The following is a 21,364-nucleotide window of genomic DNA, read 5'->3' on the forward strand; positions in this document are numbered from 1 at the left end:
AACCGGGCTTCCGCCCGGCCTGGTGCGGCTTACACCTCGCGAGCCGCCAACTGCCGCAACACGTATTGCAGCAAGCCGCCGTGGCGGAAGTACTCGACTTCCTTGGGCGTCAGCAGCAAGACCTTGGCCTCGAACGTCACGACGCCGCCACCGGCCTTCGTCGCAGTGACCGCGGCCGTCTTCGATGCGCCGTCGGCGAGGCCGCTGATCGAGAACGTCTCCGAACCGTCCAGTCCGAGTTCCAATGCGGTGTCGCCATCGACGAACTGCAGCGGCAGCACGCCCATGCCGACCAGGTTGGCGCGATGGATGCGCTCGAAGCTCTCGGCGATCACCGCCCTCACGCCCAGCAGGTTGGTGCCCTTGGCAGCCCAGTCGCGGGATGAGCCGGTGCCGTACTCCTTGCCGGCCAGCACCACCAGCGGCACGTCGTCGGCCTTGTACTTCATCGCGGCGTCGTAGATCGCGAGCTTCTCGGGCTTGGCATCGCCACTGAAATACAGGGTATTGCCGCCTTCCTCGCCGCCGAACATCAGGTTCTTGATGCGGATGTTGGCGAAGGTGCCGCGCACCATCACGTCGTCGTTGCCGCGGCGTGAGCCATAGCTGTTGAAGTCCGCAGGCTGCACGCCGCGTTCCTGCAGGAAGCGGCCCGCCGGCGAGCTGCTCTTGATGTTGCCGGCCGGCGAGATGTGGTCGGTGGTGATCGAATCGCCGAACAGCCCGAGCACGCGGGCGCCGTGGATATCGTCGATGCTGCCGACGTGCATGGTCATGCCCTCGAAGTAGGGCGGGTTCTTGATGTAGGTGGACGCGGCATCCCATTCGAACGATTCGCCTTCCGGCGCGTCGATGGTGTTCCAGCGCGAATCGCCCTTGAACAGGTCGGCATAATTCTGCGCGAACAGCTCCGGGCCGACCGTCGCCGCGATGCTGTCGCCGATTTCCTTGTTGCTCGGCCAGATATCGCGCAGGTAGACATCGGTGCCATCTGCAGCCTTGCCAAGTGGCTCGCGGGTCAGGTCGATGTCGACGGTGCCGGCGATCGCGTAGGCAACGACCAGCGGCGGGGAAGCGAGGTAGTTTGCCTTCACTTCCGGGTGGACGCGGCCCTCGAAATTGCGGTTGCCGGACAGCACCGAGGCGACCACCAGTTCGTTTTCGGCGATGCCCTTGCTCACTTCGTCCGGCAGCGGGCCGGAATTGCCGATGCAGGTGGTGCAGCCGTACCCGACCACATAGAAGCCGAGTTGCTCGAGGTCAGTAAGCACGCCGGCCTTCCTGAGGTAATCGGTGACCACCAGCGAGCCCGGGCCGAGCGAAGTCTTCACCCAGGGCGCGGACTTCAGGCCCTTCGCCACCGCGTTGCGCGCAAGCAGGCCGGCGCCCAACATCACCGCCGGGTTCGAGGTGTTCGTGCACGAGGTGATCGCCGCGATCACCACCGAACCGTCGGTCAGTTCGGCATCGGTATCGCGGATGCGGATCTTCGAGATCGGTTTCGCGGCCAGGTGCTCGGCCTGCGGCTGCGCGCCGCCTTCGGCCTTGAGTTCCTCCACTGCGCAGCCGGTGCGTGGCCTGCGGTGCGCGACCAGCGGGCCGAGGTTGTCGGCGAAATTGTCCTGCACGTCCTCCAGCAGCACGCGGTCCTGCGGACGCTTGGGACCGGCCAGCGATGGCTTCACTTCGGCCAGGTCAAGCGCCAGCACGGCTGAGTAGTTCGCCTCCGGGGAAGCAGCGTCGTGCCACAGGCCTTGCGCCTTCGCATAGGCCTCGACCAGCGCGATCTGTTCCTCGCTGCGGCCGGACAGCCGCAGGTAGTTCAATGCCTCGGGATCGATCGGGAAGATGCCGCAGGTCGCGCCGTATTCCGGCGCCATGTTGGCGATGGTGGCGCGGTCGGCCAGCGGCAGGTGTTGCAGGCCCTCGCCGAAGAACTCGACGAACTTGCCGACCACGCCGTGCTTGCGCAGCATCTGGGTGACGGTCAGCACCAGGTCGGTGGCGGTGGTGCCCTCGGGCAATTTGCCACTCAGCTGGAAGCCGACCACTTGCGGAATCAGCATCGACGACGGCTGGCCGAGCATTGCGGCTTCGGCCTCGATCCCGCCCACGCCCCAGCCCAGCACGCCGATGCCGTTGATCATCGTCGTGTGCGAATCGGTGCCGAACACGGTGTCCGGGAACGCCCACAGTTCGCCATCGACCTCACGTTCCATCACGACACGCGCGAGGTTCTCCAGGTTCACCTGGTGGACGATGCCGGTGTTCGGCGGCACCACCTTGAAGTTGCCGAACGCCTTTTGCCCCCAGCGCAGGAAGCTGTAGCGCTCCGCGTTGCGTTCGAATTCGATCTTGCCGTTGAGGTCCAGCGCATCCGGGCGGCCGAACACGTCGACCTGCACCGAGTGGTCGATGACCAGTTCCGACGGGATCAGCGGATTGATCTGGCTGGCGCTGCCGCCGAGCCGGGTCACCGCATCGCGCATCGCGGCGAGGTCGACCACGCAGGGCACGCCGGTGAAGTCCTGCAGCACAACGCGGGCCGGCATGAAGGCGATCTCGGTATCCGGCTCGGCCCCGGCATCCCAGCGGGCCAGCGCCTCGATGTGGTCCTTGCCCACCGTGATGCCGCCGTCCTCGTGGCGCAGCAGGTTCTCCAGCAGGATCTTCAGCGAGTAGGGCAGGCGGGCGATGTCGAAGCGTTCGCCCAGTTTCGCCAGGCTGGCGTAGGTATACGACGTGCCATTGACGTCGAGGCGGGCGCGGGTGGCGAAGGGGTCGGTCATGTGGAGGCTCCGTGGCTGGCGGGGGAGTCGGGCCAGTGTACGTGCGGCCGGATGACCGCGTCGTTGCGGTGGCGCAACGCTCCAGCCGACAGGCGGGTCTCGGTACGCATTTGGAAGTATGTATAATTTCCGCATACTTTTTGCGCGTGGAGATCCCGATGGAAGCCACCGTGGCCGAACGCGGCCAGATCACCCTGCCCAAGGCCGTGCGCGACGCGCTGGGCTTGGCCAAGGGCAGCGTGCTGAAGGTCGAACTGGAAGGCGGCCGCATCGTGCTGAGCAAGCACGTGGACGACGCGATCTCGCGGGTGCGCGGCAAGTTCGCGCTGGACGCCTCGGCCGGCGGCAAGGCTTGAGCCGATGATCGCGGTCGATGCTCCTGTGCTGGTGGAACTGCTCACCGACGGGTCGCGTGCCGACGCCGCGGAAGTCTCGTTGCGGCAAGCACTGGGCAGCGGTCGGGTGGTGGTTTGCGACGCCGCGCTGGCTGGCGTGTGCGCATCCTTGCGTAATGGTGCCGATGCGTTGGCTGCGCTCGAGGAAATGGGCGTGCATTACAACGCCATCGAATCCAAATCCGCGCTGCGTGCCGGGGAGATGCAGCGTCGCCAGCGCCAGCGCAGTGGCGACGTGCACCCGATCGCCGATTTCCTGGTCGGCGCGCACGCACTCCTGCAATGCGACGCGCTGATCACCTACGACACCACCTTCCATCGCGACTACTTCAAGGGCCTGAAGCTGATCGTTCCGAAGGCCTGACACCCGATACCCGTTGCAACTTTCCCCGGAGACGCCCCCATGCTGGAAGCCTATCGCCACCACGCCGCCGAACGCGCCGCCCTCGGCATCCCGCCGCTGCCGCTGAGCGCGCAACAGACCGCCGAAGTCATCGAGCTGTTGAAGGCGCCACCCGCCCGCGAGGAACAATTCCTGGTCGACCTGATCACCAACCGCGTCCCGGCGGGCGTGGACGATGCCGCCAAGGTCAAGGCCAGCTACCTGGCCGCGCTGGCCTTCGGCACGGAAACCAATCCGCTCATTTCGCGCGCGCGCGCCACTGAGCTGCTGGGCACCATGCTCGGTGGCTACAACGTGCACCCGCTGATCGAGCTGCTGGACGATGCGGTGGTCGGCGCCATCGCCGCCGATGCGCTGAAGCACACCCTGCTGGTGTTCGATGCCTTCCACGACGTGCAGGAAAAAGCGAATGCCGGCAATGCCAACGCGCAGGCCGTGCTGCAGAGCTGGGCCAACGCCGAATGGTTCACCAGCAAGCCCGAAGTGCCGGCCTCGCTGACCATCACCGTGTTCAAGGTGCCGGGCGAAACCAATACCGACGACCTGTCGCCGGCGCCCGACGCGACCACCCGACCGGACATCCCGCTGCATGCGCTGGCGATGCTCAAGAACGCGCGGCCCGACGCGCCGTTCGTGCCGGAGGAAGACGGCAAGCGCGGCCCGATCGCGCAGATCCTGGCGCTGAAGGACAAGGGCCACCTGGTCGCGTACGTCGGCGACGTGGTCGGCACCGGTTCGTCGCGCAAGTCGGCCACCAACAGCGTGCTGTGGTTCACCGGAGAGGATATCCCGTACATCCCGAACAAGCGCTTCGGTGGCGTCTGCCTGGGCTCGAAGATCGCGCCGATCTTCTACAACACGATGGAAGATGCCGGCGCGCTGCCGATCGAACTCGACGTGTCGCAGATGCACCACGGCGACGTGGTCGAGTTGCGCCCGTACGATGGCAAGGCGCTCAAGAACGGTGATGTCATCGCCGAGTTCCAGGTCAAGTCCGAGGTGCTGTTCGACGAGGTGCGTGCCGGCGGCCGCATCCCGCTGATCATCGGCCGCGGCCTGACCGCCAAGGCGCGCGAGGCGCTGGGCCTGCCGGCATCGACCCTGTTCCGCCTGCCGCAGCAGCCGGCCGACACTGGCAAGGGCTTCACCCTGGCGCAGAAAATGGTCGGTCGCGCCTGCGGCCTTCCCGAAGGGCAGGGCGTACGCCCGGGCACCTACTGCGAACCGAAGATGACCTCGGTGGGTTCGCAGGACACCACCGGTCCGATGACCCGCGACGAGCTGAAGGACCTGGCTTGCCTGGGGTTCAGCGCCGACCTGGTGATGCAGTCGTTCTGCCACACCGCGGCCTATCCGAAGCCGGTGGACGTCAAGACCCACCACACCCTGCCGGATTTCATCTCCACCCGCGGCGGCATCGCCCTGCGCCCGGGGGACGGCATCATCCATAGCTGGCTCAACCGCATGCTGTTGCCGGACACTGTCGGCACCGGCGGCGACTCGCACACGCGCTTCCCGATCGGTATTTCGTTCCCGGCCGGCTCGGGCCTGGTCGCGTTCGCCGCGGCCACCGGGGTGATGCCGCTGGACATGCCGGAATCGGTGCTGGTGCGCTTCAAGGGTACGCTGCAGCCGGGCGTCACCCTGCGCGACCTGGTCCACGCGATCCCGCTGTACGCGATCAAGTCCGGCCTGCTGACCGTGGCGAAGCAGGGCAAGAAGAACATCTTCTCCGGCCGCATCCTCGAGATCGAAGGCCTGCCGGACCTGAAGATCGAACAGGCATTCGAGCTGGCCGACGCCTCGGCGGAACGTTCGGCCGCCGGTTGCACGGTGCGCCTCAACGAAGCGCCGATCGTCGAATACCTGACCAGCAACATCACCCTGCTGAAGTGGATGATCGCCGAAGGCTATGCCGACGCGCGCTCGCTGGCCCGCCGCATCGCCAAGATGGAAGCGTGGCTGGCCGCACCGCAGCTGCTGCAGCCGGATGCCGATGCCGAATACGCCGCGGTCATCGAGATCGACCTCAACGAAGTGATCGAGCCGATCGTGTGCTGCCCCAACGATCCGGACGATGCCAAGACGCTGTCCGACGTGGCCGGTGCGACCATCGATGAGGTGTTCATCGGCTCGTGCATGACCAACATCGGCCATTTCCGCGCCGCCGCGAAGCTGCTGGAAGGCAAGCGCGACATCCCCACGCGCCTGTGGGTGGCACCGCCGACCAAGATGGACGCGGCCGAACTGACCAAGGAAGGCCATTACGGCACTTTTGGTGCCGCCGGCGCGCGCATGGAGATGCCGGGCTGCTCGCTGTGCATGGGCAACCAGGCGCAGATCCGCGAAGGCGCCACCGCGATGTCCACGTCGACCCGCAACTTCCCGAACCGCCTGGGTCGCAACACCAATGTGTACCTGGGCTCGGCGGAGCTCGCGGCGATCTGCTCGCGCCTGGGCCGCATTCCGACCCGTGAGGAATACATGGCGGACATCGGCGTGGTGAATGCCAATGGTGAGAAGATCTATCGCTACATGAACTTCGACCAGATCGGCGAGTACAAGGACGTGGCGGATACCGTCGCGGCCTGATCGAGATCTGCGATGCATGCAAAACGCCCGGCAATGCCGGGCGTTTTCATTTGCGCGGGAGAATTGGTCATCGCGTATCGCCCGACGGCCGGCCTCCAACCGCGAATGTCCTCCGCCAGCGATGAAGCCGCTGGCTCCCCCTTGATTTCGCGGTTGGAGGCCAGCCATCGGGCGATCTTCATGTCGTGTTGTGGTCTGGCAGAGCGAGCCTTTCCATCACTCGTCTCTGATGGTCGGGCAGGGCGTTTGGCAGCGGGGCTATTTTGGCGAAATCAAGGAGGAGGCAGCGGCTTCATCGCTGCCGGGGGACATTCGCCGGAATAGCCCCGCTGCCGAGCGACCTGCATGCAATGAACAACAACCTCAGCGCAAAAGCCCGTCGATCGCCTCTGCCATCTGCCGACGCTGAAAAGCGAAATCCCACAAACTGCCGCCGTTCTGCCGCCACAACACGGCGGAACGCAAGGCAGCCAACAACAGCGCGCGGACTTCGGCGACCACGCCAGCCTGCCCCAGGTAATGCGGGTTGCCTTGCACCATCACCCGCGGACGCAGGGTGCTGACCGTGTCCGCATACAGGCTGCCGAGGCCGGCGATCACGTCCGGATGCGTGCTGCCCAGTCGCTCGGCGGGCGCCGACAACGCGCTGATCCCGGTCTGCACCTTGTGCACGATGCCGGCATCGCCCTGGAAGCGACGTTCCAGTTGCAGCACCGAGAGCCCGAGCTTGGCCAGGGTTTCGTCGCGCTCGTTGTTGGCCAGGTAATTGCGCAGCAGGCGCAGGCCGGCGTTGACCGCACCGGCATCGCCATAGACTGCCTGGGTCGTGGCGGCGTCGATGCGGAACACGCTGTCCATCGCGACCCGCGCCTGTGCGGTCTCCGACTGTCCGGTCTCGGCGATCCGGCGCACTTGCGCCAGCGCCTGCAGCACGCCGGCCAGGGCGAGTACGCGGTCTTCCATGTCACTCATGCAGCGTCGTTCCTTGTGATTTCGTGTGCAACTGCAGGTGCATCGGTGTGCAGGATGACCGCGCCACCCAGGCAAACGTCGCCGTCGTAGAGCACCAGCGATTGCCCGGGCGTGACCGCGCGTTGCGCGCGCGCGAATCGCACGCCGACGCTGCCGTCCTCGTGCACCTCGACCTCGCAGGCTTCGTCCGGTTGCCGGTAGCGTGTCTGTGCCGTGCAGGCGAAGCGCGTGGCCGGCGCATCGCCGGCGATCCAGTGCATCGCCTCGGTGCGCAAGGATCGCGACTGCAACCACGGACTGTCGTGGCCCTGGTCGACGTACAGCAAGTTGCGCTCGACATCCTTGCCGACCACGAACCACGGTGCCTGCGCGCGGCCGCGCACGCCACCGATGTGCAGTCCTTCGCGCTGGCCGAGCGTGTAATAGAAGACGCCCGGATGTTCACCGACCCGGTTGCCGGCAGGATCGCGGATCTCGCCGCTGCGGGCTGGCAGGTATTGGCCAAGGAACTCGCGGAAATCGCGTTCGCCGATGAAGCAGATACCCGTCGAATCCTTCTTGGTCGCGGTCGGCAGTTGCTGTTCCGCGGCGATCCGGCGCACCTCGTCCTTGTGCAGCTCGCCCAGCGGGAAGCGCGTGGCGGCCAGTTGCCGCTGCCCCAATTGGTGCAGGAAATAGCTCTGGTCCTTGCCGCGATCCCTGGCCCGGAGCAATCGGTAACGACCGTTCACGCAGTCGACGCGGGCGTAGTGGCCGGTCGCAATGGCCTCAGCGCCGAGGTCATGTGCGGCATCGAGGAAGTGCTTGAACTTGATCTCGCGGTTGCACAGCACGTCCGGGTTGGGGGTACGGCCTGCGGCGTACTCGTCGAGGAAATGCCGGAACACGCCGCCCCAGTATTCACTCGAGAAATCGCGGAAACGGATCGGCAGGCCCAGCTTTCCGCTCACCGCGACCGCATCGCGGCGGTCGTCTTCGGCCCTGCAGTCGCCCGAACCGTCATCCGCCCAGTTCTGCATGAACAAGCCAGTGACGTCGAAGCCGGCATCGTGCAGGAGCAGGGCGGCGACCGACGAATCCACGCCCCCCGACATGCCGACGACGATGCGGGCCGCACTCATGCCAGTTGCCGCACCAGGTCCAGCGGATGCCGGCTGCCGCCGAGGTGGTCGGCAACGCAGCGCCAGACCAGCGGACTGCGATGGCGCGGTGCCAATGCCTGCAATTCGGCGGGTGCCAGCCACAGCGCACGCACGATGCCCTCGTCGAGCTTCGCGCCCGGGATTTCGTCGATCGGTTCGGCGCCGAAGGCGAAGCGCAGATAGTGGCGCCCGGTCTCCGCCTTCCATTGGTAGGCCCCGACCAGGTGGGTCACCCGCACGTTCCAGCCGGTTTCCTCGCGGGTTTCGCGCACCGCCGCTTCGATGAGACTTTCGTCCGGCTCCAGGTGCCCGGCCGGCTGGTTGATCACCAGTTGCCCGTTGGCCCGCTCCTCCACGCACAACAAGCGGCCGTCGCGCACCACCAGCGTGGCCACGGTCACGTCGGGCTGCCAGAAACGACCCTCGCGATAACTCATCTCAGAGGTCGTCCTTGCCCGGGGTCAGCTCGTGTTCCATGTCGTCGGCGGTGCCGGCGATCACGTCCACCAGGGTTTCGAAGTGGGCGGCGGAAATCCCGACCGGGATCTTGCCGCCGAAATACAGGTTCTTCCCCGCGAGTTCCCAAGCGCCGAACTTGTATTTGGCATTGTCGCCAAGCAATCGCCTGGCGAGCGCAGGGTCGATCGTCGCGTCGTCGATCACCTTCGCGGGCGAGAAGATTTCGTAGAGTTTCACCCCGTCCAGTTCTTCGGGCGTCCCGGAGATGTAGACCAGTTGCGAGCGCTTGTCCTTGGACCATTCGTACACGACCTTGTAATCGCCGTCGTCGTCGACCTCGAAGGGGATATCCGCGGCCTTCAGCAGCGCTTCGAGGGCGGGATCGGCGGCACTCGCGCACGGGGCCGCAAGCGCGAGAAATGCGGCAATGGCAAGACGGGTGACGTGCATCGCTGGGCTCCTGGTGACGGCACCATTGTGCCGGCCATGGCAGGCCAGCGTCCACGCCGCCGCCGGCGCGGCTCCGTATAATTCGCCCATGCCCCAGACGCCCGACAACCCCCATCACGAGCACGACCATGGCGTCGTGGTCGCGCCCGCCAAGCCGGACACGGCGCGGCCGCCGCTGTATTCCGTCTTCCTGCTGAACGACGACTACACCCCGATGGACTTCGTGGTCGACGTGCTGATGCGTTTCTTCACCCTCGACCTGGAGCGCGCGACGCAGGTGATGTTGCACGTGCATACGCGTGGCCGCGGGGTCTGCGGGGTGTTCACCCGCGAGATCGCCGAGTCCAAGGTGGCGCAGGTGAACGAGTACGCCAGGCTGAACCAGCATCCGTTGCTGTGCACGATGGAGCGGGCGTAGTCGCGGACGGCACTTGTACCGCGGGCGAATGCCCCCTACATAGGAAGCAGTCGTTCCGGAGGGTTTCGCCCCCATGTTCAGCAAGGACCTCGAGCACAGCATCGGCCAGTGCTACAAGCGCGCACGCGATGCGCGCCACGAATTCATGACCGTCGAGCACCTGGTGCTGGCACTGCTCGACAATCCGTCGGCGGAGGCCGTGCTGAAGGCCGTCAACGCCGATATCCCGCGCCTGCGCCATGAGCTGGAAGAGGCCATCGAGGTGTCGGTCAACCGGCTGGCGGAAGACGACGGTCGCGATACCCAGCCCACGCTGGGCTTCCAGCGCGTGCTGCAGCGTGCGGTCTACCATGTGCAGTCGTCCGGCAAGAAGGAAGTCACCGGCGCCAACGTGCTGGTCGCGGTGTTCGGCGAAAAGGATTCGCACGCCGTCTACTTCCTCAACCAGCAGGATGTGCACCGGCTCGATGTCGTCAACTACATCTCGCATGGCGTTGCCCGGCAGGGCGACGAGCAGGCCCCGCAGTCGCAGGACGGCGAGGGCAAGGCCGAGGGTGGCGAGGGCGATTCCAAGAGCGATCCGCTGGCCGAGTTCACCGGCAACCTCAACGACCTCGCCCTGGCCGGCAAGATCGATCCGCTCGTGGGCCGCTCCGAGGAAGTGGAACGCACCATCCAGGTGCTCTGCCGCCGCCGCAAGAACAACCCGCTGTACGTGGGCGAGGCCGGCGTGGGCAAGACCGCACTGGCTGAAGGACTGGCCAAGCGCATCGTCGAAGGCGACGTGCCCGAGGTGCTGGTCGAGGCAGTGATCTATTCGCTTGACCTCGGCGCACTGGTTGCCGGCACGAAGTACCGCGGCGATTTCGAGAAGCGCCTGAAGGGCGTGCTGGCGGCGTTGAAGAAACTCCCGCACGCGATCCTGTTCATCGACGAGATCCACACCATCATCGGCGCGGGCTCGGCGAGCGGCGGGACCATGGATGCCTCCAACCTGATCAAGCCGGTGCTGGCGAATGGCGAGCTGCGCTGCATCGGCTCTACCACGTTCCAGGAATACCGCGGCATCTTCGAGAAGGATCGCGCGCTGGCGCGGCGTTTCCAGAAGATCGACATCGTCGAGCCGACGGTGGGCGAGGCCATCGAGATCCTCAAGGGCCTGAAGCCGAAGTACGAGGCGCACCACGGCGTCAGCTATGCCGATGACGCGATCAAGGCCGCGGTCGATCTGTCGGTGAAGCACATCGGCGACCGCCTGCTGCCGGACAAGGCGATCGACGTGATCGACGAAGCCGGCGCACGCCAGCGGCTGATGCCGGTCGACGCGCGCAAGAGCCTGATCGATGTCGAGGAAATCGAGACCATCGTCGCCAAGATGGCGCGGATCCCGCCCAAGCAGGTCAGCAGTTCCGACAAGGACGTGCTGCAGCACCTGGATCGCAACCTGAAGATGGTGATCTTCGGCCAGGATCCGGCGATCACCAGCCTCACCTCTGCGATCAAGCTTGCGCGCTCCGGCCTGGGCAATCCCGACAAGCCGATCGGCAACTTCCTGTTCGCCGGCCCGACCGGCGTGGGCAAGACGGAAGTGACGAAGCAACTGGCGATGCAGCTCGGCATCGAGCTGGTCCGCTTCGACATGTCCGAATACATGGAATCGCATTCGGTCAGCCGCCTGATCGGTGCGCCACCGGGCTACGTCGGCTTCGACCAGGGCGGCCTGCTCACCGAGAAGATCGTCAAGACGCCGCACTGCGTGCTGCTGCTGGACGAGATCGAGAAGGCGCACCCGGATATCTTCAACATCCTGCTGCAGGTCATGGACCGCGGCGTGCTGACCGACACCAATGGCCGCGAGGCGAACTTCCGCAACGTGATCCTGGTGATGACCACCAACGCCGGCGCGAGCCAGGCCGCGCGGCGCAGCATCGGCTTCACCAAGCAGGACCACAGCACCGATGCGATGGAAGTGATCCGTCGCGGGTTCACCCCGGAATTCCGCAACAGGCTCGATGCGGTGGTGCAGTTCCAGGCGCTCGGCTTCGATCACATCCTGCGGGTGGTCGACAAGTTCCTGATCGAGTTGGAGATGCTGCTGCACGAAAAGCAGGTCACCCTGTCGGCCACCCCGGCCGCGCGCGACTGGCTCGCCCAGCACGGCTTCGACCCCTTGATGGGAGCACGCCCGATGGCGCGCCTGATCCAGGACCGGATCAAGCGCCCGCTGGCCGACGAACTGCTGTTCGGCAAACTGGTCGCGGGTGGCCGCGTGTCGCTGGATGCGGCCGATGGCGAGTTGGCGCTGGACGTGCAGGCCGAACCGGAGAAGCTGCTCCCGGCGGTGGTCGAGTAAGACGATCCAGGCAACAAAAAAAGGCGGCCATTGGCCGCCTTTTTCTTGCCGCCAATCAACGATGGCGGTACGTGATGCGTCCCTTGGTCAGGTCGTAGGGGGTCATTTCCACCTTGACCCGGTCGCCCGTGAGGATGCGGATGTAGTTCTTGCGCATGCGTCCGGAGATGTGCGCGATGATCTCGTGGCCGTTCTCCAGCTTGACCCGGAACATGGTGTTCGGGAGGGTCTCGGAGATCGTGCCTTCAAATTCGATGACGTCGTCTTTTGCCACTGTGGGTGGTATTCCTGCGTTTGGAGCGTGAGGTTGCTGGCTTGAAGCCTGGGCCGCGACCGCGACCCGAAAGCGCGGCATTCTGACACGTGGGGCCGGGGCTTGCAAAAATCCCGTTAATCCGCCGGTGGGTGCGCCAGCAGGGAGGCCGGCATCGTGCCGAAGGCCTTGGTCCACGACCCGGTGTGGCTGGCTTGCGTGCGCAGCTCGGCAAGGGCGCGCAGGTACTCGTCGCGCGGCCAGGCCTGCACACCCAGGCTGCGGGTATGCGCATTGGGCACCTGCGCGTCGATCAACGGCCAGCCCCATGCGTGCAACCGGCGGGCGAGGGCCGCGAGGGCGATGGTGGATGCGCCGGTTTGCGCGGAATACATGCTTTCCCCGCAGAACATCCGGCCGATGGCCAGCCCATACAGGCCGCCGACAAGCAGCTCGCCATCGAAGACCTCGATGCTGTGCGCATGGCCAAGGCGGTGCAGTTCGACATAGGCCTCGACCATCGCGCCGGTGATCCACGTCCCACCGTCCTGGCCGGGTCGGGGCAGGTGGGCGCAGGCTTCGATGACCGTGCGAAAACAGGTGTCGGCACGCACGACCAGCGCGGACTTGCGCAGCTCGCGCCTGCGCCTGGAGGACAACCGGATGCCGTCGGTACGGAACACCGCACGTCGCGACGGACTCCACCACAGGGGCGGCTCATCCTCCGAGAACCACGGGAAGATGCCCTGACGATAGGCGTTGAGCAGGCGAGTCGGCGACAGGTCGCCGCCGAACGCGAGCAGGCCATCGGGGTCGGTCAGCGCCTGCGTGACTGGCGGAAAGGGCGCTTGCGGATCGTCATCCAGTTGGGCGATGCGCAGGCTCATCCCGGTGCAGCCCGGAACGGCGAGTGCGCATACAACTGCTGGAGGTGCTCACGGGTCGAGACGCGTTCCTCCGCGCACCATGCGCCGATCGCTTCGGCGAAGCGCGGATCGGCGATGCGGTGCCGGCTGCGCACGAGGGTCGGCAGGAAGCCGCGGGCGATCTTGTGCCGGCCCTGCGCGCCGGGTTCGAAGCGGGCAAGGCCTTCGCGCAGGCAGTACTCGATCCCCTGGTAGTAGCAAGCCTCGAAATGCAGGCCCGCATGCAGTTCTGCAGCGCCCCAGTAGCGGCCGTAGAGCGTGTCGCTGCCACGCAGGCACAGGGCCCCGGCGACAGGAATCCTCCGTTCGTGGTGAGCCTGTCGAACCACGCGTTCCGCCAGCACGATGACCAGTTGCCGCGGCATCGCCCGCGCAAGGCGGCGGATGAAATCCAGCGTCAGCGCCGGCGAATTGCCGTACTCGGCGAAGGTTTGCAGGTAGAACCCGTGCATCGCAGCCAAGTCCGCTTCGCTGGCCTCGTCGCCATGCACGATGCGGAATGTGACGCCCGCCTCGCGCACCCTGCGGCGCTCCTGGCGGATGTTCTTGCGATGCTTGTGGTCCATCGCCGCGAGGAAGTCCTCGAAGTCGTTCCAGCCCGCATCGTTATGCCAGTGGTACTGGATGTCCTCGCGCAGCAGCCAGCCGTTGTCGAATGCTTTTTCGTCCGCTGCATCGTGGAAATTCACGTGCGCCGAGGACAGGCCGGACTGCTGCAGGAAGCCGTCGATTGCATCCAGCAACGCGCGCTTCGACGCCTCATCGCGCGCGAGCAGGCGCGGTCCGGTCACGGGCGAGTAGGGCACCGCACCGAGCCACTTCGCGAAATAGTCCAGCCCGTGCCGCGCATAGGCGTGCGCCCAAGAGTGGTCGAACACGAATTCGCCGTGCGAATTGGACTTGAGGTAGCCGGGTGCCGCCGCGACCAGCGCATCGCCTTCCCACAGGCCCAGATGGCACGGCGTCCAGCCCCAGTCCTCACGCAAGCAACCGGTTGTTTCCAGCCCGGAAAGGAAGGCATGCGCCACGAACGGGTTGCGCCTGCCGTGCAGGGCATCCCAATCGGCAGCGGGGATCTGCGACAGCGCACGGTGCATGCGAATTTCAGGCATCGGCGAAGACTACCGCGACTCCCGTCCATGGCTCTGTCCTGCCCGGCCATCCATGACCGGTTGCTCGCAGCCGCGCGGATTGCCGATAGGGCAATCCGCAAGCACGGCTACTCGCCGTCCAGGAACTTCTCGGCGTCCAGCGCGGCCATGCAGCCGAAGCCGGCGGAGGTGATTGCCTGGCGATACACCTGGTCGGCGACGTCGCCCGCGGCGAACACGCCGGGCACGCTGGTCTGGGTGGCGTTGCCTTCCAGGCCGGTCTGGATGCTGAGGTAGCCGTTCTTCATCGCCAGCTGGCCGTCGAACAGCGAAGTGTTCGGCGAGTGGCCGATGGCGACGAAAAAGCCGTGCACCGCGATCTCGCGGGTGCTGCCATCGAGCACCGACTTGACCCGCATGCCGGTCACGCCGGCATCATTGCCCAGCACTTCGTCCACGGTGTGGTGCCAGACGGGCTCGATCTTGCCGGCCTCGATCTTGGCGAACAGCTTGTCCTGCATGATCTTCTCGGCGCGCAGGGTGTCGCGGCGATGCACCAGGTAGACCTTGCGAGCGATGTTGGACAGGTACAGCGCTTCCTCGACCGCGGTGTTGCCGCCGCCGATCACCGCCACGTCCTGGTCCTTGTAGAAGAAACCGTCGCAGGTGGCGCAGGCGGAGACGCCGCGGCCCTTGTAGGCCTCTTCGGAGGGGATGCCGAGATACTTGGCGGTGGCGCCGGTCGCGATGATCAGCGCATCGGCGGTGTAGTCGCCGGAGTCGCCCTTCAGCCGGAACGGGCGCTGCGACAGGTCGGCGGTGTGGATGTGGTCGAACACGGTTTCGGTATCGAAGCGTTCCGCGTGCGCCTGCATGCGCGCCATCAGGTCCGGGCCCATCAGGCCGTGGGCGTCGCCCGGCCAGTTGTCGACCTCGGTGGTGGTCATCAGCTGGCCACCCATCGCCATGCCGGTGACGACCACGGGTTTCAGGTTGGCGCGCGCCGCATAGACGGCAGCGGTCCAACCGGCGGGGCCGGAGCCCAGGATCAGGAGACGGGTGTGCTTGGTCGGGGTCATGGGGGTTCGCTTGGGCGCCAGGTTGTTCCGTGCATCGATTGATCCACAGCCGGTGCATAGCTTGGAGGCGGGGTCGCCGCCGCACAAGGCGCGCAGCCCGCAACGCTGTCGTCCGCCCGAGACCAGTGGCCGTGCAATCGGTGTGCGGCGATGTCCTGCAGCGTGGATCACACCGGATGCGCGGGGATGCCGTAGCGAGCGCAAACAGCCGGTCGTACGCTTGCGCAGCGCACGCATGAAACTTTGAAGTATTATCAAAGGCCTAGGGGAACTTCCTGAGGCCTGATCACAGGTGGCACGCACCGCGTCCGAGACCGGCAAGAGCAGTCGCAAACCGGCAACGAAACCCGCGGCTCCGCGCGCGGCGGCGAACCCGCGCCGGCAACGCCTGTGGCGCGATCTGGCCTTGATCGCGGTCGCGCCGTTGCTGCTGTTCCTGCTTGCGAGCCTGGTCACCTATTCGCCCGCGGATCCCGGCTGGTCGCATTCGGGCAGCATTACCGCGCCGCTGCAGAACGCCTGCGGGCGGGTGGGCGCCTGGATCGCCGACGTATTGCTGTACCTGACCGGCTACGTGGCGTTCCTGTTGCCGTTCGTGCTGGGCGCGATCGCCTGGATCGCGCTGTTCGGCATGGACAGCGATGGCGACGGCGATGCCGACCTCGGCCCCGCGTTGCGCCTGGTCGGGATCGTCGGTTTCCTGGTCGCCAGCTGCGGCCTGCTGTACCTGCGGATCAGCGGGTCGAACGATTTTTCGGCGGGCAGCGGCGGCATCCTTGGCCAGTTGACCGGGCGCTCGCTGCTGCGCGGGTTCGGCCCGGTCGGCGCCAACCTGTTCCTGGTCAGCCTGTTCCTGATTTCGGTGACCTTGGCGACCGGTTTGTCGTGGCTGGCGGTGATGGACCGGATTGGCGCCTTTGCATTGTCGTTGCCGGGCCTGTTGACCCGTGGCGCACGCAAGGGCGCCCAGCAGGCCAATGACTGGAGCGAAGCGCGTGCGTTCCGCGAGGAGCGTGTCGAGGCCCGCAAGGTCGACAGCGAATTGCGCGCCAAGCGCGAGAAGGTGCGCATCGAACCGCCGCCGGCACCGGTCGTGGAAAAAAGCGAGCGCGCCAAGCGCGAGCAGCAGATCCCGCTGTTCCATGTGGCCGATGGGTCCGGCATCCCGCCGCTGGCCCTGCTCGACGATCCCAAGCCGCAGCCCAAGGGTTACAGCGAGGAGACACTGGAAACGCTGTCTCGGCAGATCGAGTTCAAGCTCAAGGATTTCCGCATCGATGCCGAAGTCGTCGGCGCCTATCCCGGCCCGGTGATCACCCGTTTCGAGGTGCAGCCGGCGCCAGGCGTGAAGGTCAGCCAGATCTCCTCGCTGGACAAGGACATTGCCCGCGGCCTGAGTGTGAAGTCGGTGCGCGTGGTCGACGTGATCCCGGGCAAGTCGGTGATCGGCCTGGAAACCCCGAATACCCATCGCGAGATGATCTATCTCAGCGAGCTGTTGCGTTCGAAGGAATACGACAAGTCCACCAGTCCACTGACCCTCGCGCTGGGCAAGGACATCGCCGGACGACCGACGGTGGCCGATCTGGCGCGCATGCCGCATTTGCTGGTCGCCGGCACCACCGGCTCGGGCAAGTCGGTGGCGGTCAACGCGATGGTGCTGTCGCTGCTCTACAAGGCGTCCGCGAAGGACCTGCGGATGCTGATGATCGACCCGAAGATGCTCGAGCTCAGCGTCTACCAGGGCATCCCGCACCTGCTGGCGCCGGTGGTCACCGACATGAAGGAGGCCGGCAACGGTCTGCGCTGGTGCGTGGCCGAGATGGAGCGCCGCTACAAGCTGATGAGTGCGGTCGGCGTGCGCAACCTGGCCGGTTTCAACAAGAAGGTGAAGGACGCGCTGGACAGCGGCCAGCCGATGATGGACCCGTTGTTCAAGCCGAATCCGGACCTGGATGAGGTGCCACGCCAGCTGGAGACGCTGCCGTTCATCGTCATCTTCATCGACGAATTCGCCGACATGATGATGATCGTCGGCAAGAAGGTGGAGGAGCTGATCGCGCGGTTGGCGCAGAAGGCGCGCGCCGCCGGCATCCATTTGATTTTGGCCACCCAGCGGCCTTCGGTCGATGTCATCACCGGCCTGATCAAGGCGAATATCCCGACCCGCATCGCGTTCCAGGTCTCCAGCAAGATCGACAGCCGGACCATCCTCGACCAGAGCGGCGCGGAAACCCTGTTGGGCCATGGCGACATGTTGTACCTGCCACCCGGCACCGCGATGCCGGACCGCGTGCACGGCGCGTTCGTCAGCGACGAGGAAGTGCATCGCGTCGTTGAACACCTCAAGCAGAGCGGCGGCCCGGACTACGTCGAAGGCGTGCTGGAAGAATCGCAGACGATGTACGACGGCAGCAGCGTGGGCGCGACCGGCCTGCCCGAGGCGAGCGGCGGCGGCGACGAGTCCGACCCGCTGTACGACGAGGCGGTGAAGATCGTCACCGAGACCCGGCGTGCGTCGATTTCCGGCGTGCAGCGTCGTTTGAAGATCGGCTACAACCGTGCCGCGCGCCTGGTCGAGGCGATGGAGGCCGCGGGCGTGGTCAGCACGCCCGAGCACAACGGCGACCGCACCGTGATCGCGCCGCCACCGCCAAGGCCCTGATGCCTGCACGTGAACCGTGCAGTCGCATTCAGCTTTGCCCGGACACACTGCGGCCAACGTTGCAGGAGACACCTCATGAACACATTTGGCATGAAGCCCGCTACCACCATCCTGTCCGCTGCGCTGCTGCTGGCCGCCAACATCGCCAACGCGGGTGCCCGCGACGAGCTCAACGCATTCACCAAGGGCCTCAAGGGCCTGGACGGGCAATTCAGCCAGCAGGTCTTCGATGCGCGTGGCAAGCAGAAGGAAATCTCCAGCGGCCGGGTTGCGGTCTCGGCACCGCGCCTGTTCCGCTGGGAATACGTGAAGCCTTATCCGCAGTTGATCGTCGCCGATGGCAAGACCGTGTGGGTGCACGACCCCGACCTGCAGCAGGTCAGCCGTCGTGCGCAGGGCGTGGAGGAGGCCAGCAGCCCGTTGGCGATCCTGCTGGATCCGTCGAAGCTCGATCGCGACTTCGTGGTCAAGGACGCCGGTACGACGGGCGGCATCGAATGGCTGCAACTCACCCCGAAACAGGCGGAAGCGCCGTTCAAGTCGGCCCGGCTCGGCTTCGCCAACAAGGGCCTGGCGCAGATGGAGTACGTGGACGCGCTCGGGCAGCGCACACGGATCAGCTTCACCGGCTGGAAGCGCAACCCGGTCTTCGCCCGCGGCACCTTCGTCTATGTGCCGCAGAAAGGCGTGGACGTGATCGGCGGCTGATCGCAGGCCCTGTTCGCCATCGATTCAGGCTGACGCGGTCCACCTCACACTGGCTCCACGTGGCGATGCGCAAATTGACGCAACGCCACGAACGGAAGCCTCGCCATGGATCGCAAGGGACTCAATCGCACCGCCATTGCCGCCGCGTTGGCCATCGTGATGGCCGGTGCGCTGGTCGCGCAGGCGGGAACCCCGACCACGCCGAATGCAGTCGTGGTCGAGGGCCATAGCAACGATCGCGAATCCGCCGGCAATGCGCTCGATTCGCGGATCCTTGCGTCGATCGACGACGCCACCGCCGCTGCATTGATCGGTGCCCTCGAAACCCGCTTCGCCGGTCGCGAGGTCGCGCTGCGGATGGGCAAGGTCGAAAACGAGCGAGCGAGCCTGCGTGACATCGCCCTACACGGCACCGCACAGATCCGACTGGACGGGGACGCGGCCTGGTTGCCGATCCGTTTCGAGGCGCTGTACGACACTGATACCCAAGCGGTGCTGAGTCCGGCCATCGTGCTGGAGGGCACGGGTGTTGCCGCTGCACCCAAGCTGCCGCTGCCCGGCCTGCAGGCGCAGGTGCGCGCGGCGATGGGCGACGAATTCGCGTCGCAAGACGTTGATCTGTCGCTGCGCAAGGCAGAGGTCATCGGCAACGATGGGAGCCGGCTGGTGGTGCGGGCGCAGGGCATCGCCCGCTTCGACGGCAGCGAGACCGCTCCGGTCACGGTTCGCGCGCTGTACGAACAGGGCAGCGGTCGCTGGCTGGACACGCAGTACGATTTCGACGTGGTAGGCGGCTGAAACCCATCATCGTCGCTGCCGGCGAGACCACGCCGAGTAGAATCGGCGCGTGGCCAAACCCGCGAAGCACAAGACCGCCGACGAGATGAGCTTGCTGCCCGCCGAATCGGGCGGCGACAGGACGTCGCGAATCGCGGATGCAGCGGAGGTCCTGGCGATGCGTCCGCTGGCCGAACGCATGCGGCCACGCACCCTGAACGATATGGTCGGGCAGCGTCGCCTGCTCGCGCCGGGATCCGCGCTGCGGCGCGCGGTCGAGAGCGGACGCGTGCATTCGATGATCCTGTGGGGCCCGCCCGGCTGCGGCAAGACCACGCTCGCATTGCTCCTGGCGCGCTACGCCGACGCCGAGTTCGTGGCGATCTCCGCCGTGCTGTCCGGCCTGCCGCAGGTGCGCGAGGTGCTGGCCGAGGCGCAGGCGCGCTTCGAGGGCGGCCGCCGAACCGTGTTGTTCGTGGACGAGGTACATCGTTTCAACAAGGCGCAGCAGGACGCCTTCCTGCCGCATATCGAGCGCGGCAGCATCCTGTTCGTGGGCGCCACCACCGAGAATCCCTCGTTCGAACTGAATTCCGCGTTGTTGTCGCGTTGCCGCGTACACGTGCTCGAAGCGGTTTCCGCCGACGACATCGTCATCGCACTGCGACATGCCGTGGACGATGGCGAACGCGGTTTGGGCGTGCGCAACCTCGATGTTACCGATGCTGCCTTGCGCGAGATCGCCGGTGCGGCCGATGGCGATGTGCGGCGTGCGCTGACCCTGCTCGAGATCGCCGCGGACATCGCCGACGGCGAGGGCGGGACGATCAGCGAGGCAACCCTGCACCAGGTGCTGGCCGATCGCACGCGCCGCTTCGACAAGGGCGGCGACCAGTTCTACGACCAGATCTCGGCGCTGCACAAATGCGTGCGGAGTTCCAACCCGGATGCCGCACTGTACTGGCTGGCGCGGATGCTGGACGGCGGTGCCGACCCGGCCTACCTGGCGCGGCGGTTGACCCGGATGGCGGTGGAGGACATCGGCCTGGCCGATCCGCGCGCCCTGCAGATGGCGATCGAGTCCTGGGACGCCTACGACCGGCTGGGTTCGCCGGAGGGCGAACTTGCGCTGGCCCAACTCACGCTCTACCTGGCCAGCACCGCGAAATCCAATGCGGCCTATCGCGCGTACAACACCGCGCGCGCGGACGTCGATGCGCTTGGCACGCAGGACGTGCCGCTGCATTTCCGCAATGCGCCCACGAAGCTCATGAGGTCGCTGGGCTACGGCAAGGATTACCAGTACGACCACGATGCCGACGGTGGCATCGCGCTGGACCAGACCGGCTTCCCCGACGCGATGGGCGAACGCATTTACTACGCGCCGACGACCCGCGGGATGGAAGGCAAGCTCAAGGAAAAACTGGATGCCTTGCGCACCGCGCGTGAACAGGCGCGCAAGCAGCGGGGTGATGGATGACCGGCGGCTGGACGCAGCAACTGCTGTTGGTGATGGCCGGCGGCGCCCTGGGGGCGGCCGGGCGTTTCTGCCTGGGTGGCGCGTTGCTGCGTTCGTTCGGCAACGGCATTCCGTGGGGCACGCTGGCGGCGAACCTCATTGGTTCGTTCGCGGTGGGCTTCATCGCGGTCTGGCTGGAAGGGCGCGGGACAAGCGCGCTGTACTGGCGCGCCTTCCTGATCGTCGGCGTGCTGGGCGGCCTGACCACGTTCTCGGCCTTGATGCTGGAAGCGCTGCTCTTCACGCGTGCGCAGCGCAACGACCTGTTGCTGGCCTATCTCGGCGGCACCCTGGTCGCGGGCCTGCTGCTGGTCTGGGCGGGTGCGCGGCTGGCCGAGGCGCTGCGTGCGGCTCCACCCTGACCGGGCGCGAC

19 protein-coding genes are annotated in these 21,364 nt (G+C 66.2%); 10 read left to right on the top strand and 9 right to left on the bottom strand.

Translation table 11 applies throughout. The features are described from left to right. Positions 1-29 precede the first annotated feature (29 nt). Entirely contained in the window at positions 30-2,789 is a 2,760-nt protein-coding gene (acnA, locus tag ACE3T8_RS02735) for an aconitate hydratase AcnA (RefSeq protein WP_374606606.1), read from the bottom strand. Between the two features lie 158 nt (positions 2,790-2,947). Here acnA and ACE3T8_RS02740 point away from each other — a divergent pair, with 158 nt between their 5' ends. The 3 genes from ACE3T8_RS02740 to acnB are packed head-to-tail and all read left to right on the top strand — an operon-like array spanning position 2,948 to position 6,179. Beyond that, entirely contained in the window at positions 2,948-3,145 is a 198-nt protein-coding gene (locus ACE3T8_RS02740) for an AbrB/MazE/SpoVT family DNA-binding domain-containing protein (protein ID WP_374606607.1), read from the top strand. A gap of 4 nt (positions 3,146-3,149) precedes the next feature. Then, complete coding sequence (locus tag ACE3T8_RS02745; RefSeq protein WP_374606609.1) at positions 3,150-3,548, top strand: type II toxin-antitoxin system VapC family toxin; 399 nt, start codon at positions 3,150-3,152, stop codon at positions 3,546-3,548. Positions 3,549-3,587: 39 nt separating this feature from the next. Continuing rightward, entirely contained in the window at positions 3,588-6,179 is a 2,592-nt protein-coding gene (gene acnB, locus ACE3T8_RS02750; RefSeq protein WP_374606611.1) for a bifunctional aconitate hydratase 2/2-methylisocitrate dehydratase, read from the top strand. Positions 6,180-6,542: 363 nt separating this feature from the next. Here the strand turns inward: acnB and hflD are convergent, their stop codons facing one another. Genes hflD through ACE3T8_RS02770 form a run of 4 tightly spaced genes read right to left on the bottom strand, consistent with a single transcriptional unit; the run spans position 6,543 to position 9,202 of the window. Next, positions 6,543-7,142, bottom strand: a complete 600-nt coding sequence (gene hflD, locus ACE3T8_RS02755) for a high frequency lysogenization protein HflD (RefSeq protein WP_374606747.1) — start codon at positions 7,140-7,142, stop codon at positions 6,543-6,545. Positions 7,143-7,147: 5 nt separating this feature from the next. Then, entirely contained in the window at positions 7,148-8,272 is a 1,125-nt protein-coding gene (gene mnmA, locus ACE3T8_RS02760; protein ID WP_374606613.1) for a tRNA 2-thiouridine(34) synthase MnmA, read from the bottom strand. Further along, positions 8,269-8,730, bottom strand: coding sequence for an NUDIX hydrolase (locus tag ACE3T8_RS02765; RefSeq protein WP_374606615.1), 462 nt, complete (start codon positions 8,728-8,730; stop codon positions 8,269-8,271). The genes mnmA and ACE3T8_RS02765 overlap by 4 nt, the downstream gene beginning before the upstream one ends. Before the next feature lies 1 nt (position 8,731). Further along, on the bottom strand, positions 8,732-9,202 hold the full coding sequence (locus ACE3T8_RS02770; RefSeq protein ID WP_374606616.1) for a YbjN domain-containing protein: 471 nt from the start codon (positions 9,200-9,202) through the stop codon (positions 8,732-8,734). A gap of 88 nt (positions 9,203-9,290) precedes the next feature. Here ACE3T8_RS02770 and clpS point away from each other — a divergent pair, with 88 nt between their 5' ends. Next, positions 9,291-9,620: an ATP-dependent Clp protease adapter ClpS gene (gene clpS / locus ACE3T8_RS02775; RefSeq protein WP_374352342.1), complete on the top strand. Its 330-nt coding sequence runs from the start codon at positions 9,291-9,293 to the stop codon at positions 9,618-9,620. A 73-nt stretch (positions 9,621-9,693) separates the two neighbouring features. Then, entirely contained in the window at positions 9,694-11,973 is a 2,280-nt protein-coding gene (gene clpA / locus ACE3T8_RS02780; protein ID WP_374606618.1) for an ATP-dependent Clp protease ATP-binding subunit ClpA, read from the top strand. A gap of 55 nt (positions 11,974-12,028) precedes the next feature. Here the strand turns inward: clpA and infA are convergent, their stop codons facing one another. The 4 genes from infA to trxB all read right to left on the bottom strand — a co-directional run bounded on the left by infA (position 12,029) and on the right by trxB (position 15,322). Next, positions 12,029-12,247, bottom strand: a complete 219-nt coding sequence (infA, locus tag ACE3T8_RS02785) for a translation initiation factor IF-1 (protein ID WP_028839405.1) — start codon at positions 12,245-12,247, stop codon at positions 12,029-12,031. Between the two features lie 116 nt (positions 12,248-12,363). Continuing rightward, positions 12,364-13,113, bottom strand: a complete 750-nt coding sequence (gene aat, locus ACE3T8_RS02790; RefSeq protein WP_374606619.1) for a leucyl/phenylalanyl-tRNA--protein transferase — start codon at positions 13,111-13,113, stop codon at positions 12,364-12,366. Beyond that, positions 13,110-14,264, bottom strand: coding sequence for a GNAT family N-acetyltransferase (locus ACE3T8_RS02795; protein ID WP_374606620.1), 1,155 nt, complete (start codon positions 14,262-14,264; stop codon positions 13,110-13,112). Before ACE3T8_RS02795 ends, aat begins: the two co-directional genes overlap by 4 nt. A 107-nt stretch (positions 14,265-14,371) precedes the next feature. Beyond that, positions 14,372-15,322 carry a thioredoxin-disulfide reductase gene (gene trxB / locus ACE3T8_RS02800; RefSeq protein ID WP_374606621.1) on the bottom strand — a complete coding sequence of 317 codons (951 nt, stop codon included), beginning with the start codon at positions 15,320-15,322 and terminating at the stop codon, positions 14,372-14,374. A 292-nt stretch (positions 15,323-15,614) separates the two neighbouring features. Here trxB and ACE3T8_RS02805 point away from each other — a divergent pair, with 292 nt between their 5' ends. From ACE3T8_RS02805 to crcB, 5 genes are all read left to right on the top strand, one after another. After that, complete coding sequence (locus ACE3T8_RS02805; protein ID WP_374606622.1) at positions 15,615-17,987, top strand: DNA translocase FtsK; 2,373 nt, start codon at positions 15,615-15,617, stop codon at positions 17,985-17,987. Between the two features lie 90 nt (positions 17,988-18,077). Further along, the gene (gene lolA, locus ACE3T8_RS02810) at positions 18,078-18,695 is read left to right on the top strand and encodes an outer membrane lipoprotein chaperone LolA (protein WP_374606623.1); all 618 of its coding nucleotides are present in this window, start codon (positions 18,078-18,080) and stop codon (positions 18,693-18,695) included. 105 nt (positions 18,696-18,800) lie between these two features. Beyond that, on the top strand, positions 18,801-19,493 hold the full coding sequence (locus ACE3T8_RS02815) for a hypothetical protein (RefSeq protein WP_374606624.1): 693 nt from the start codon (positions 18,801-18,803) through the stop codon (positions 19,491-19,493). A 157-nt stretch (positions 19,494-19,650) separates the two neighbouring features. Continuing rightward, on the top strand, positions 19,651-20,952 hold the full coding sequence (locus tag ACE3T8_RS02820) for a replication-associated recombination protein A (RefSeq protein ID WP_374606748.1): 1,302 nt from the start codon (positions 19,651-19,653) through the stop codon (positions 20,950-20,952). Next, on the top strand, positions 20,949-21,353 hold the full coding sequence (gene crcB / locus ACE3T8_RS02825) for a fluoride efflux transporter CrcB (protein WP_374606625.1): 405 nt from the start codon (positions 20,949-20,951) through the stop codon (positions 21,351-21,353). Before ACE3T8_RS02820 ends, crcB begins: the two co-directional genes overlap by 4 nt. Positions 21,354-21,364: the final 11 nt, after the last annotated feature.

Source organism: Thermomonas sp. (assembly GCF_041919455.1).
Lineage (GTDB): Bacteria > Pseudomonadota > Gammaproteobacteria > Xanthomonadales > Xanthomonadaceae > Thermomonas.